Origin of the sequence: Vibrio sp. M260118 (genome assembly GCF_036533755.1) — a bacterium.
Taxonomy (GTDB): Bacteria; Pseudomonadota; Gammaproteobacteria; order Enterobacterales; family Vibrionaceae; genus Vibrio.
On the sequence record NZ_JATABG010000047.1, the window covers coordinates 1 to 13,426 of the forward strand.

At 44.6% G+C, this 13,426-nt stretch carries 13 protein-coding genes; 11 read left to right on the forward strand and 2 right to left on the reverse strand.

The annotated features are described in order from the left end of the window. From cysD to cysC, 4 genes are all read left to right on the forward strand, one after another. Positions 1 to 603, forward strand: a 603-nt coding sequence (gene cysD, locus QTO00_RS04985; RefSeq protein WP_331423382.1) for a sulfate adenylyltransferase subunit CysD, incomplete at its 5' end; no start/stop codon positions are given. An 18-nt stretch (positions 604 to 621) separates the two neighbouring features. Further along, positions 622 to 2,049: a sulfate adenylyltransferase subunit CysN gene (gene cysN, locus QTO00_RS04990; protein WP_331423385.1), complete on the forward strand. Its 1,428-nt coding sequence runs from the start codon at positions 622 to 624 to the stop codon at positions 2,047 to 2,049. Positions 2,050 to 2,074: 25 nt separating this feature from the next. Then, positions 2,075 to 3,799: an SLC13 family permease gene (locus QTO00_RS04995; RefSeq protein ID WP_331423387.1), complete on the forward strand. Its 1,725-nt coding sequence runs from the start codon at positions 2,075 to 2,077 to the stop codon at positions 3,797 to 3,799. Between the two features lie 12 nt (positions 3,800 to 3,811). Next, a complete protein-coding gene (gene cysC / locus QTO00_RS05000) occupies positions 3,812 to 4,429 on the forward strand; it encodes an adenylyl-sulfate kinase (protein WP_038209128.1) in 618 nt (205 codons plus the stop codon). Between the two features lie 58 nt (positions 4,430 to 4,487). Here cysC and QTO00_RS05005 read toward each other — a convergent pair whose 3' ends face one another. Together QTO00_RS05005 and zur are read right to left on the reverse strand one after the other, a co-directional pair. Then, positions 4,488 to 4,949 (reverse strand): chemotaxis protein CheX, encoded by a 462-nt coding sequence (locus QTO00_RS05005; protein WP_038209130.1) that lies wholly within the window; start codon positions 4,947 to 4,949, stop codon positions 4,488 to 4,490. A gap of 17 nt (positions 4,950 to 4,966) precedes the next feature. Beyond that, entirely contained in the window at positions 4,967 to 5,431 is a 465-nt protein-coding gene (zur, locus tag QTO00_RS05010; RefSeq protein WP_331423388.1) for a zinc uptake transcriptional repressor Zur, read from the reverse strand. Positions 5,432 to 5,878: 447 nt separating this feature from the next. Here zur and dusA point away from each other — a divergent pair, with 447 nt between their 5' ends. From dusA to QTO00_RS05045, 7 genes are all read left to right on the forward strand, one after another. After that, entirely contained in the window at positions 5,879 to 6,883 is a 1,005-nt protein-coding gene (gene dusA / locus QTO00_RS05015) for a tRNA dihydrouridine(20/20a) synthase DusA (RefSeq protein ID WP_331423390.1), read from the forward strand. A gap of 160 nt (positions 6,884 to 7,043) precedes the next feature. Further along, positions 7,044 to 7,253 carry an envelope stress response protein PspG gene (gene pspG / locus QTO00_RS05020; protein ID WP_331423392.1) on the forward strand — a complete coding sequence of 70 codons (210 nt, stop codon included), beginning with the start codon at positions 7,044 to 7,046 and terminating at the stop codon, positions 7,251 to 7,253. Between the two features lie 132 nt (positions 7,254 to 7,385). Beyond that, positions 7,386 to 8,048 carry a TIGR04219 family outer membrane beta-barrel protein gene (locus QTO00_RS05025; protein WP_331423399.1) on the forward strand — a complete coding sequence of 221 codons (663 nt, stop codon included), beginning with the start codon at positions 7,386 to 7,388 and terminating at the stop codon, positions 8,046 to 8,048. A gap of 149 nt (positions 8,049 to 8,197) precedes the next feature. Further along, positions 8,198 to 8,428, forward strand: coding sequence for a hypothetical protein (locus QTO00_RS05030; RefSeq protein WP_331423394.1), 231 nt, complete (start codon positions 8,198 to 8,200; stop codon positions 8,426 to 8,428). A gap of 126 nt (positions 8,429 to 8,554) precedes the next feature. Continuing rightward, a complete protein-coding gene (locus QTO00_RS05035; protein WP_331423395.1) occupies positions 8,555 to 10,408 on the forward strand; it encodes an assimilatory sulfite reductase (NADPH) flavoprotein subunit in 1,854 nt (617 codons plus the stop codon). Further along, complete coding sequence (cysI, locus tag QTO00_RS05040; RefSeq protein WP_331423397.1) at positions 10,408 to 12,144, forward strand: assimilatory sulfite reductase (NADPH) hemoprotein subunit; 1,737 nt, start codon at positions 10,408 to 10,410, stop codon at positions 12,142 to 12,144. Before QTO00_RS05035 ends, cysI begins: the two co-directional genes overlap by 1 nt. Further along, the gene (locus QTO00_RS05045) at positions 12,137 to 12,913 is read left to right on the forward strand and encodes a phosphoadenylyl-sulfate reductase (RefSeq protein WP_331423398.1); all 777 of its coding nucleotides are present in this window, start codon (positions 12,137 to 12,139) and stop codon (positions 12,911 to 12,913) included. The genes cysI and QTO00_RS05045 overlap by 8 nt, the downstream gene beginning before the upstream one ends. Positions 12,914 to 13,426 lie beyond the last annotated feature (513 nt).

Here is a 13,426-nt window from a genome sequence, read left to right on the forward strand (position 1 = left end):
TTTGTGCATGGTTCGTCTAAGCATACTGACATCATGAAAACTCAGGGTCTTAAGCAAGCTTTGAACAAGTATGGTTTTGATGCTGCATTTGGTGGAGCGCGTCGTGATGAAGAGAAATCTCGTGCGAAAGAGCGTGTCTATTCGTTCCGCGATAAGAATCATACGTGGGATCCAAAGAATCAGCGTCCTGAGCTTTGGAAAACCTACAACGGCCAAATCAACAAAGGCGAAAGCATTCGTGTTTTCCCTCTTTCGAACTGGACTGAGCTCGATATCTGGCAATACATCTACCTAGAAAATATTGAAATTGTGCCTCTCTACCTAGCTGATAAGCGTCCAGTAGTTGAGCGTGACGGCATGCTGATCATGGTTGATGACGATCGTATGGAGCTTCAACCAGGTGAGAAGATCGAAGAGAAAAGTGTTCGATTCAGAACTCTAGGCTGTTACCCACTAACAGGTGCTATTGAGTCAGAAGCCAATACCCTAACAGGCATTATTGAAGAAATGCTAGTGGCAACATCTAGTGAGCGACAAGGGCGAGCGATCGACCACGATCAGTCGGGATCGATGGAACTTAAGAAACGCCAAGGTTACTTCTAAGGATTGAGGATAAACAAGATGAATAGCGCAGTTGAAGCTCAACTCGAAGAGCTTGGGATTGAAGGATACCTAAAACAACACCAATACAAATCACTACTTAGATTCCTAACTTGTGGTTCAGTAGATGATGGTAAAAGTACATTGATCGGCCGCTTGCTGCATGACTCGAAGCAAATTTATGAAGATCAGTTAGCAGCAGTTCACAATGATAGCCAGCGTGTGGGTACGACTGGTGAGCGTCCGGACCTAGCTCTGCTAGTTGATGGACTTCAGGCGGAACGAGAGCAAGGGATCACGATTGATGTCGCTTACCGTTACTTCTCGACTCAGAAACGTAAGTTCATCATTGCCGATACTCCGGGACACGAGCAGTACACGCGCAACATGGCGACAGGTGCGTCGACCTGTGATCTCGCGGTGATCTTGATTGATGCGCGTAAAGGTGTATTGGATCAAACTCGTCGTCACTCGTTCATCTCTAACCTACTAGGGTTAAAGCACTTCGTTGTGGCAGTAAACAAGATGGATCTTGTCGATTACTCACAGCAGCGTTTTGAAGAGATTCGCGATGAGTACCTTGAGTTTTCTAAGAACCTGCAAGGTGAGACAGATATCCAGATTATTCCTTTGTCAGCATTAGAAGGTGATAACGTGGTTGAGCCTAGCCCTAAAATGGCTTGGTTTGAAGGGGCGCCGCTGCTAGAAATTCTGGAGAATATCGACGTTGACCATGAAAAAGAAGTTGGCGAGTTCCGCTTCCCAGTTCAATACGTTAACCGCCCGAACTTAGATTTCCGAGGCTTTGCAGGCACGATTGCTTCTGGCAGTGTCAAAGTAGGTGACGAAGTTAAGGCTCTACCTTCTGGTAAAACATCGAAAGTCGCTCGCATTGTTACCTTTGATGGCGATCTAGAGCAGGCGCAAGCAGGCTTAGCGGTGACACTAACGCTTGAAGACGAGATCGATATTAGCCGAGGTGATTTGATCGTACTTGAAAACGCTCAGGTAGAGTCAAGCAACCACTTGATTGCAGACGTTGTGTGGATGACTGAGCAACCACTGCAGCCTGGTCGTGATTACGATGTGAAAATCGCGGGTAAGAAGACAGTCGGCCATGTTGAGGCGATTCGTCATCAGTATGACATCAACAACCTGTCAACTCATAGCGCAGTTGAATTACCGCTTAATGGTATTGGCTTGTGTGAATGGACATTGACGGAGTCTGTGGCTCTGGATGATTATCTTGCTAGCCAAGACACTGGTGGGTTCATCATCATTGATCGTTTAACTAACGTGACGGTTGGTGCCGGACTAGTACGTGAAAGTCTATCTAGTGTTGAAACCAAAGCGAGCAATATCTCTGCGTTTGAGGTGGAGCTCAATGCTCTAGTTCGTAAGCACTTCCCTCACTGGGAAGCAAAAGACATTAGTCAGCTTCTCAAGTAGTGACTGAGTAGAGTAGGGAAGCGTTATGTGGCAGCAAGGGTTTGTGTTGGCAATTTTACTCGGCATAGTGACATGCCTGCTGACAACACGAATTAAACCAAGCTTTATCTTTGCTGGGGCGGCGTTTATTGCTTTCCTCGCTGGCTTGATAGAAGTTGGTGAAGTTGCCAATAACTTTACTAACTCTTCTCTGCTCACTTTAGTGCTGCTGATTTTAGCGTCAGCAGCACTAGAAAAAACACGACTAATCAGTTGGGTGAGCCGTTCACTTTCAAATGGTCGACTCGGAACAGTTGTTGCCAAGTTGGGCGTATCAACGGCTTTACTCTCCTCTTTTACTAACAATACTGCGGTTGTGGTGTCTTTAATTGGCGCCATTAAACGCAATCAGCAACATGCACCTTCGAAACTGCTTATACCGCTTTCATACGCGGCGATCTTAGGCGGTACTCTGACTTTGATCGGGACATCGACCAACTTGATCATTAACAGCTTTGTAGAAGATGCAGGACTGCCAAGTTTAGGCTTTTTTGCTCCGACAATGATCGGTCTGTCAGTCCTGTTTGGCGGCATGTTGATCTTGATCCCTCTAAGCTATCTACTGCCCAACTATGAAGATCAAAGCCAAGATGAACTGCCTTACTTCCTTGAAGCAAGAGTAGAGCCGGGCTCACCATTAGTGGGACGCAGCATTAGTGAGAACAACTTACGTGCCTTGCGGAAGCTGTTTTTGGCTGAGGTTGTACGTGATGGACAGACTATGCCCTCTGTTGAGCCGGACTTTGTCCTTCAGGCTCGCGACCGATTGCTGTTCTGTGGTGACATCGAAAGTGTCGCGACTCTGCAAGAGATCCAAGGATTAACACTGTTTGGTCAGCACCACCTTAATGGTCAAGGTTTTGTTGAAGTCGTGGTCAGCTCTTCGGCAAGCTTTTGTAATAAAACCCTTAAATCGAGCCACTTCCGTGACCGTTTTGACGCGGTTGTAGTCGCAATACGTCGAGGGCACGAGCGTCTGCAAGGTGGGCTGGGTAGTATTACGCTAAATGCTGGTGACACTCTGGTACTTGTGCCAGGTAAACGCTTTGAGCAAGAGCGTAGCGCTCATCGTAAAGAGTTTGTTCTGGTCAATGACCTAGACTCTAGTGCCCGTTTAGATGCTAATAAGTCTGCGATGGTTATGCTTGGTTTCGCGACTGTTATTGCTCTTGCTCTGCTCGAGATGGTGCCATTGATTAAAGGCTTGTCAGTATTCTTACTCGCAGCACTGTTTTTAGGTGTTATCCAGTTGAGTGAACTGCGCCGACGTTTCCCGGTCGACATTGTCGTTATTGTTGGTTCGGCACTCTCAATTGCTCAACTGATGCTATCGACTGGCCTGTCAGTCAGTCTTGGGCAAATGTTTATCGAAGGCTTTAATGGTTGGGGGGTATTTGGTGCCTTGGTTGCGACTTACCTGCTGACTCTAATTTTAACTGAGCTTGTCACTAACAATGCTGCCGCCGCACTGTCTTTTCCTATCGGCTACAGTATGGCGATAGGCTATGGCGTTGACCCTATGCCTTTTATTATGGCGGTGCTGTTTGGCGCCAGTGCTAGCTTTATCTCTCCCTACGGCTACCAGACTAACCTATTGGTATACAGCGTAGGTAACTACAAAATAACCGATTACGTTAGAGTGGGAATTCCTCTATCGATTGTTTACTCCGTATTGGTGTTGACGCTCATTCCCCTCTTTTTTCCGTTTTAAAAGGACTGAACTATGACTACGGAAACACCAGTTAAAGATGAAAATGTCGTATGGCATCAACACTCTATCGACAAACAATTTCGCTCACAGCTGAAAAAGCAAAAGCCAGTTGTACTTTGGTTTACCGGGCTTTCTGGTGCAGGAAAGTCGACTGTTGCGGGCGCACTTGAAACTAAACTTGCGCAAGCGGGCTATCATACTTACCTGCTAGATGGAGATAACGTGCGTCACGGCCTATGTAGTGACCTGGGTTTCTCTGAACAAGATAGACGCGAGAACATTCGTCGCATTGGTGAGCTTGCTAAGCTAATGGCGGATGCTGGGCTTATCGTCTTATCTGCGTTTATTTCTCCGCACCGCGCTGAAAGACAACTTGTGCGAGAGATGCTACCTGAAGGCGAGTTTTTAGAGGTGTTCGTCAATACTTCACTTGAAGTGTGTGAACAGCGCGATCCTAAAGGCTTGTACAAGAAAGCGCGTGCGGGCGAAATCCCTAACTTTACTGGTATTGATTCTGAGTATGAGGCACCAGTTAATCCGGAAATTGATTTGCGTGCAGGCGATAAGTCGATTGATGAATTGGTCGAGGATTGTTTGTTGGTACTAAGAGCAAGACAGATTATCGATTAAACAAAAAACGCTTCCTAGGAAGCGTTTTTCAGTCTTTGAGTCTGCTGATTAAGGCTTATTACTCGAAACAGATCTCGATAAAAGCATTACCCCATTGAGAAGTGAAAGGCATGATGATGATAGAGCCTTCACACTTGTGGCGAATGGTATGGCCTTTACCAGAAACAACCACAGGCGTTGCCATATCAAAATCAAATCCACTCTCGGCAAGAATACGTTTTGCACCACCAGTAACCATGTTGGTAATTTCACCAACCATGTCGGTCACTTCATCATTCAAGCCATTCGGACGTTCACCAAGCATGTTCTGCATGATTTCTAATGCGAGACTTTCATCAAAGGTAATAGACATAGAGCCACGGCTCTGTGGGCCAACCATCCCTATTAAACCTGATACGTCTCCACGTGCGATTTCATCTTTTTTCACACGAGGTTTCTGTGGCTTCAGTTCCAGCGAAGCCATCGTTTTTAAAACGTTCATCAATGAAGCTAAAAACGGGTTTACAAATTCAGCGCGCATAATCTTCTTCTATATCTTTATTTCGCATTGTCAGAGGAACAAGCCTGACAAATACCGTGTGACTCAATTACGTGATTATTGATGGTAAAGTCATGTGCTTTTGCATTCTTTGCGAGCAAGGCTACCAAATTATCGTCTTGAAGCTCAATAACGCTTTCGCATTTATCGCAAATCAACAAATGTGAAAAGTGTTTATGAGCATTACATGAAGCACATTGAATGTAGCTGTTGGTTGATTCCACTCTATGGATAAAACCTTGCTCTAGCAAAAAATCCAACGCTCTATAAACAGTCGGAGGTTTTGCTTGAGGTTCACTTTCCTTCAACTCATCCAGTAGCTCATAAGCACTGGATGCTTTTGGGCTTGCACATATTAGTTCAAATACACGCTTGCGTTGAGTTGTAAGACGAACACCTCGGGCAGAGCATATCTCTTCAATTTGCTTCACTAATTGCAGGTCCAAACTTTTCACCATTACCATTGGACAATTTTAATAATATACCATTTTTTGCGGTTTATCGTCGCTTTGTAGGTAATATCTTACAGTTCTGTCAGTACGTTACTTATTCGTATTGTGAATGTATCGCGCACTATCTAGAGCGATATAAGTTACCCTATCTTCATAAAAAGCGATACTAATAACAGCATTTTAAGTACATCTTAATTACTGAGCTGTGTCCAAGATCGGCAAAATCGAAGCTTTCATAGTGAGTCTGTGTTGCCAAATGGTGCTGTTTTATAACGTGCATGCTTGAAGGACAATGGTCAAAGTAGTCATGCTTATCTCATGGCGAGTAAGCTTGATTCGCTGTGGTAATTATTCTGAATCTTTTTCTTTAGAGATGTATAATCGCGCGACTATTTTTTATGCCGCGTTGGAAATAGGGACGTTATTTGAAAGCGGTACTGACTGTATAGAGGTAGCTTAGTGTCTAATAGTGAAACGCAACAACAATTTCCGATGCAACGCTTTTCCATCGCACCCATGCTCGATTGGACTGATCGCCACTGCCGGTACTTCCATCGCCTATTGACTAGCGAAACACTGCTTTACACCGAAATGGTGACTACTGGCGCTATCATTCATGGTAAAGGTGACTTCTTAGCGTACAACCAAGAAGAGCACCCGGTTGCCCTTCAGCTTGGTGGTTCAAACCCTCAAGACTTGGCTACCTGTGCTAAGTTAGCAGCAGAGCGTGGCTATGATGAGATTAACTTAAACGTTGGCTGCCCTTCAGACCGAGTACAGAATGGTCGCTTTGGTGCTTGCCTTATGGCTGAACCTGAGCTGGTGGCTGAGTGTGTTGCGGCTATGCGTGACGTAGTGGATGTGCCAGTGACAGTTAAAACGCGTATTGGTATTGATGACCAAGACTCTTATGAGTTTTTAACTCAGTTTGTTTCGACTGTGGCAGAAAAAGGTGGCTGTGAGCAATTTACCATTCACGCGCGTAAAGCTTGGTTATCTGGCCTAAGCCCTAAAGAGAACCGAGAAATTCCGCCGCTTGACTACCCACGAGCGTATCAAATCAAGAAGGATTTCCCACAGCTGACTATTGTAGTTAATGGTGGTGTTAAGACTTTAGACGAGACTAAAGAGCACCTACTACACCTTGATGGTGTGATGGTTGGGCGTGAGGCGTATCAAAACCCATATATCTTGGCTAATGTTGATCAAGAGATCTTTGGTTTAGATAAGCCAGTGAAAAAGCGTACTCAAGTCGTAGAAGAGATGTACCCGTATATCGAAAAGCAACTGTCGCAGGGGGCTTACCTAGGTCACATCACTCGCCATATGTTGGGGTTATTTCAGAATATGCCGGGTGCGCGTCAATGGCGTCGATACATTAGTGAGAATGCTCATAAACCTGGTTCTGGTATTGAAGTGGTAGAAGCGGCACTGGCAAAAATACCTAAAGAGCTTAATGTGTAAAATATACCACTCTGCATGGTTAATTTTACCTCATTAAGAATTTCAAAAGGGCGTCCATATCAGGCGCTCTTTTTTATTTCCATAATTTCAATGAGTTGGGGATAATGGGAAGTTTGGCACGTATCCTGATAGATGGTTTGTATAAACTAAGGAGAAACGTATGTTTGAACTCATCTTTATTATGGCATTTGCTGCGACATTACTGGTGACGGGTGTCACTATGGTGACAGTTATGGCGGGTGTTGCGTTTTCGTTGGTGGTTATGGTGTTGCTAGGCATGGTTGGCGCAGTATTGAAATTGCTTCCATGGCTAATTGTTATTGCTATCGGTATTTGGTTCTTCAAGTCCTATGTGGCACAACCGAGATAATCTCTACCAATCAAGTATATTAAATAGCTAGTAGCATAAATATGAATTACTATTTGACGCATACCATACTTTTCTAGCTAGGCAGACAATATGACTGTCTGCCTTGTTGTGCGTACTTGGAGAGTCAAGTTTATGGGCCTAAGAGCCGCAATCTTAATGGCTGCTGTCGTTTCGACATCGGCATTCGCGGAATCAACGCTAACCACTAAAATTGGTGCGGACATGTGGTTCCCAAAAACCAAAGTGAATGAAGTCAACCGTGAGAGTGACACCAACGCGAGCTTTAGCTTAGCCCTTGAGCATCAACTGAACTATGTTCCCGATGTTCGCGTTCGATATTCAACGGTTGATGCGGATTACATGGCGTTTGATAAGCTCGATCTGACACTCTATTACCAGGTTGTCGAGCATGACTTAATGCGCTTTGATGCTGGAATGACGTTCAGTGATTTGAGCAATACCAAATACATCAATGCTGACACACAGCAGAAAAAGTATTTTGATGAACAAATCTGGGCCTGGTTCGGCTACGGTGAAATCGCGGTTCCAAACACTAACCTTGATATTATCGGTGAAATTAATTTTGGTGATAATAACGGCATCAAGAGTACTGACTTAATCGCAGCACTACAGTACCGCTTGCCACTCGGAAGTAGTGTTCTGGCACTGCGCGGCGGTTATCGCGCTATCGATCTAGAATCGGATTCAGTTTTTAAAGTGGATGAAAACTCTGATCTGGGTAAGCCTTTTATTTTTGCTAATGGCTTTTTTGCAGGTGCAGAGTTCTCTTTCTAGGTATTTCCCCACACATTGTTTAAAACGTCGAATTCTAAATCGGCGTTTTTTTATACCTATTACTTATATCCAACCTTTTCATTTAGCACTTTGCTGCTGATTGACCATGCTTAATGAGTACATTCGTTTTAGCCAGAGAAAGGAATCTCATGACTATCAATGAACTCAGGCATCTATACCGAGAGCAACAGTTAGTTGAGGCCATCATTGAACCATCCGCTCAGGAGGGAAGTTGGGTAGTAGAATTTCGCCATGCTCGAGGAGGCTTTGTGTTGCTCACAGACTCGCATGGAGAAGAGTGCCATTATGTCAATCTAGATCTAGCGTCAAAGTCAGCAATGGCGGTTGGTTTTAAGCAAGTTAGAGTTGAGTCTAAATAGCTGACCTAGGTTTGTTCGTTTACTTTCTTTAATTCTAAAAGTTATAAAACATTCACTTCTATTCTTTCTTGTTATTAAAGAGAGTGGTTAATCTATCATCACGCAATGAATAGGGATGTCGAGACCATGTCTTTGAACAAGAACGTGTCTTCTCAAGGAAACACGCCACAAGAATTACCATCAATCGCAGCTCCACTTAATGATCAACAGCTGAGCTCTCTACAGCAGACGGTTACTGACCTTTCTGCGCAGCAGCTAGCTTGGGTGAGCGGTTACTTTTGGGGCTTAGCCCAAACTCAACCTGCAGCAGCGTCTGCGCCAATTAACCAAGCAGCGGCTGCTGTTGCGGCGAAACCTGCTGGAAAACTATCAATTATCTTTGCCTCGCAAACCGGTAACGCTAAGGGGGTTGCTGAAGCTCTAGAGCAAGAAGCTAAAGCGCAAGGCATTGCTGTCGAGCTATTTGATGCGAGTGACTATAAAGGTAAGAACTTAGCAAAAGAGACGCATGTTATTTTCGTCGCATCGACTAATGGTGAGGGTGAAGCGCCAGATAATGCGATTGAGTTACATGAGTTCCTGCAATCTAAAAAAGCGCCGAAGTTACCAAACCTCCAGTATGGTGTGATTGGGCTAGGTGACTCAAGCTATGAATTCTTCTGCCAAACAGGTAAAGATTTTGATGCCTTCTTATCTAAGCTAGGTGCGACCCCATTTATCGATCGAGTTGATCTCGATGTTGACTATGAAGCGCCAGCCGCAGAGTGGCGCTCGTCTGCTCTCGAGAAAGTAAAAGAAGCGCTATCTTCTGGCGCGGAAGCTGATGTTGTTCAACTTCCTGTTGGGCAAGCGGCTCCAGGGCACTCTCCATATAATAAGCAGAACCCTTACACAGCCACTTTGCTGACAAGCCAAAAGATCACTGGCCGTGATTCAGGAAAAGATGTTCGCCACGTAGAGATTGATCTCGAAGAGTCGGGATTAACCTATCAACCTGGCGATGCGCTTGGCGTATGGTTTGAAAATAGCTCTGATTTAGCTAATGCTATCTTGGCTAAAACGGGTCTGTCGGGTGTAGAGAGTGTTGAAGTTGATGGTGAAAGCCTCTCTATTCACAGCGCTCTAGTTAGCAAGTTCGAGATTACGGCGGCTAACCCTCAGCTAGTTACTAAGTTTGCCGAGCTATCTGGTAGCAAAAAGCTACAAAAGCTGGTGGAAGATAAAGAAAAACTACGCGAGTACGCGGGCAATACCCAAGTTGTCGATGTGTTGGCAGAGAAGAAAACTAAGCTCTCAGCGGATGAGCTTGTTGGTTTACTGCGCCGACTTACTCCACGTCTGTACTCAATCGCATCGAGTCAGAGCGAAGTGGATGAAGAAGTTCATTTAACCGTCGGCCTTGTTGAGTATGACAAAGGTGATGAAAAGCGTTATGGAGGTGCATCAAGCTTCCTATCTCAGCGCTTAGAAGAGGGCGGAGAAGTGAAAGTGTTTGTTGAAAATAACAATAACTTCAAGCTACCTCAAGATGATAACACCCCTGTGATTATGATTGGCCCAGGTACAGGTATTGCGCCGTTCCGTAGCTTTATCCAAGAGCGTGATAATCGTGATGCTGAGGGGAAAAACTGGTTGTTCTTTGGTGACCGTACCTTTACGCAAGATTTCCTCTACCAAGTAGAGTGGCAAAAATACCTCAAATCTGGACTGCTTAACCGTCTCGATGTGGCATTTAGCCGTGACCAAGCAGAGAAAGTCTATGTCCAACACCGCATTCTAGAAAACGCAGAACAAGTTTGGCAGTGGATTCAGGAGGGGGCGTATATCTATGTGTGTGGCGATGCAACACGTATGGCGAAGGACGTCCACGAAGCCTTGATTCATGTTGCTGAGCAGCAAGGCAAGCTTTCACGCGATGATGCGGAAGAATTTATTAACGAACTACGTAAAGCGAAACGTTATCAAAGGGATGTGTACTAATGACTTTTTCTACTGAAAATAATAACCAAGTTGTATTGGGCGAAGAGTTAGGAAAACTATCTGATAACGAGCGTCTAAAAACGCAGAGTAACTTCTTACGCGGTACGATTGAACAAGATCTGCAAGACAGAATTACGGGTGGTTTTACTGCTGATAACTTTCAGCTAATTCGTTTCCACGGTATGTATCAACAAGATGACCGTGACATTCGTAACGAACGTGCAAAGCAGAAGCTTGAACCATTACACAATGTCATGCTGCGAGCTCGTATGCCGGGTGGCATTATCAAACCAGAGCAGTGGTTAGCGATTGATAAATTCGCAACTGAGCACTCTCTTTATGGCAGTATCCGTCTTACAACGCGTCAAACGTTCCAGTTCCACGGTGTGCTTAAGCCAAACATCAAGTTGATGCACCAAACACTTAACAGCATTGGCATTGACTCTATTGCTACTGCCGGTGATGTAAACAGAAATGTGCTGTGTACTACTAACCCGGTTGAGTCAGAGCTACATCAAGAAGCTTATGAGTGGGCGAAGAAGATCAGTGAACATCTGTTACCGAAAACGAAAGCGTATGCTGAAATTTGGTTGGATGATGAAAAGGTCGAGACAACAGACGATGATGAACCGATCTTAGGTAAAACTTACTTGCCACGTAAGTTTAAAACGACGGTAGTGATCCCTCCGCAAAATGACGTTGATGTTCATGCCAACGATCTTAACTTCGTTGCAATTGGTGAAAACGGCAAGCTGGTGGGCTTCAATGTCCTAGTTGGCGGTGGTCTGGCAATGACTCATGGTGATACTTCTACTTATGCTCGTCGTGCCGATGACTTTGGTTTTGTTCCTTTGGAGAAAACCCTTGATGTCGCAGCCGCAGTGGTAACGACTCAGCGTGACTGGGGTAATCGCTCAAACCGTAAAAACGCAAAAACTAAATACACGCTAGACCGTGTTGGTATTGATGTATTTAAAGCGGAAGTAGAAAAACGTGCCGGTGTGAAGTTCGCCAATAGTCGACCTTATGAGTTTACTGACCGAGGCGATCGTATTGGTTGGGTTGAAGGTATTGATGGTAAACATCACTTAGCACTGTTTATTGAGAATGGACGTTTGCTCGATTTTCCTGGTAAACCGTTAAAAACAGGTGTTGCTGAGATTGCCAAGATTCATAAAGGCGACTTCCGTATGACAGCCAACCAAAACTTAATTGTAGCGGGTGTGGCAAAAAGCCAGAAAGCCAAGATTGAGAAGATTGCTCGCGAACATGGCCTGATTGATGACAGTGTTAGTGAACAGCGTAAAAACTCGATGGCATGTGTGGCGTTCCCGACGTGTCCACTTGCAATGGCTGAAGCTGAACGTTTCCTGCCTCAGTTTGTTACTGACGTAGAAGGCATCCTAGAAAAGCATGGTCTACCGGAAGAAGACAACATCATTTTGCGTGTTACTGGCTGTCCAAATGGTTGTGGCCGAGCAATGCTGGCTGAAATTGGTCTGGTGGGTAAAGCGCCTGGTCGCTATAACCTTCACTTAGGTGGTAACCGAGCAGGTACGCGAATTCCTAAGATGTATAAAGAGAACATCACCGATAAGCAGATTCTTGAAGAGATCGACCAACTTGTTGGTCGTTGGGCGAAAGAGCGCGAAACCGGGGAAGGATTTGGTGATTTCACTATCCGTACTGGAATTATCCAAGAAGTAAAAGTATCTAAGAGGGACTTACATGCTTGATTCTGTCGCTTCTAAACCTCAGTTAGCGCAGCTACTCTCATTGACGAAGACAGAGCAAATACTACAGCTTGGTCAAATCAATGCAGAGTTAGAACAGCTAACCGCTCAGCAAAGAGTTGCTTGGGCGTTAGAAAACCTTGAGGGTCAGTTTGCTGTCTCTTCTAGTTTTGGTATTCAGGCTGCGGTGATGTTGCACCTAGTTACGCAGCAAAAACCGGATATCCCGGTTATTCTGACTGATACAGGTTATCTGTTCCCAGAAACATACCGCTTTATTGATCAGTTGAGTGAGCAACTGACTTTAAACCTTAAAGTCTATCGTGCTAAAGAGAGTCCAAACTGGCAAGAAGCGCGTTATGGAAAATTGTGGGAACAAGGTATAGAGGGAATAGAGAAATACAACAAACTCAATAAAGTCGAGCCGATGAGGCGAGCTTTAGATGAGTTAGAGGTTAGTACTTGGTTCTCTGGCCTACGTCGTGAACAATCCAAATCACGAGCAAGCTTGCCAATTCTGTCGATTCAAAATGGTGTGTTTAAGTTCTTACCTGTTATCGATTGGACTAACAAAGATGTTCATTACTACCTAGAGGAGAATGGCCTCTCTTATCATCCGCTAAGAGATGAAGGCTACTTATCTGTAGGTGATACCCATACGAGTAAAAAATGGGAACCAGGTATGAGTGAAGAAGAAACCCGCTTCTTTGGTTTGAAGCGTGAATGTGGTCTTCACGAAGATGACAGTGAGCAACATGGTTCGGGAATTTAATTTTCCCTCTATATATAGATAAGAAAGGTCGCATTAGCGACCTTTCTTTTTGCCCCTAAAAAGTGTCATTGTGGATAACTCTGTGAATACTATGTTCGTTTAATAGGGGTAAAGTTGGATAAATAAGGGTTTGGGCGAAAGTTAGCCTGTTACACGTTATTTTTGCAATTTTTTCTAAATAACGCTTGCCAACGTGAGCGCGATCTCTATAATGCCACCTCGTCGACAGGGCAAGGGCTCACAAGGGTTCAAGCTAAGTTGGCAGGCGAACTAGCTCAGCGGAAACGCTTTGAGAAAAGTTTTGAAAAAGTGGTTGACACTAAAACTTAAAACGCTAGAATGGCCGCCTCTTCCGAGTGATGCAAATCACAAAAGAAGAGAAGCTCTTTAAAAATATAGACCTATCAATCTGTGTGGGCACTCGTTGATGATAATCCAAATAGTTTCTTCGGAAACAATTTAGGTTTCAATGATACGAAGTGACCATTTGAATGAGCAATCATTCGAGCACAG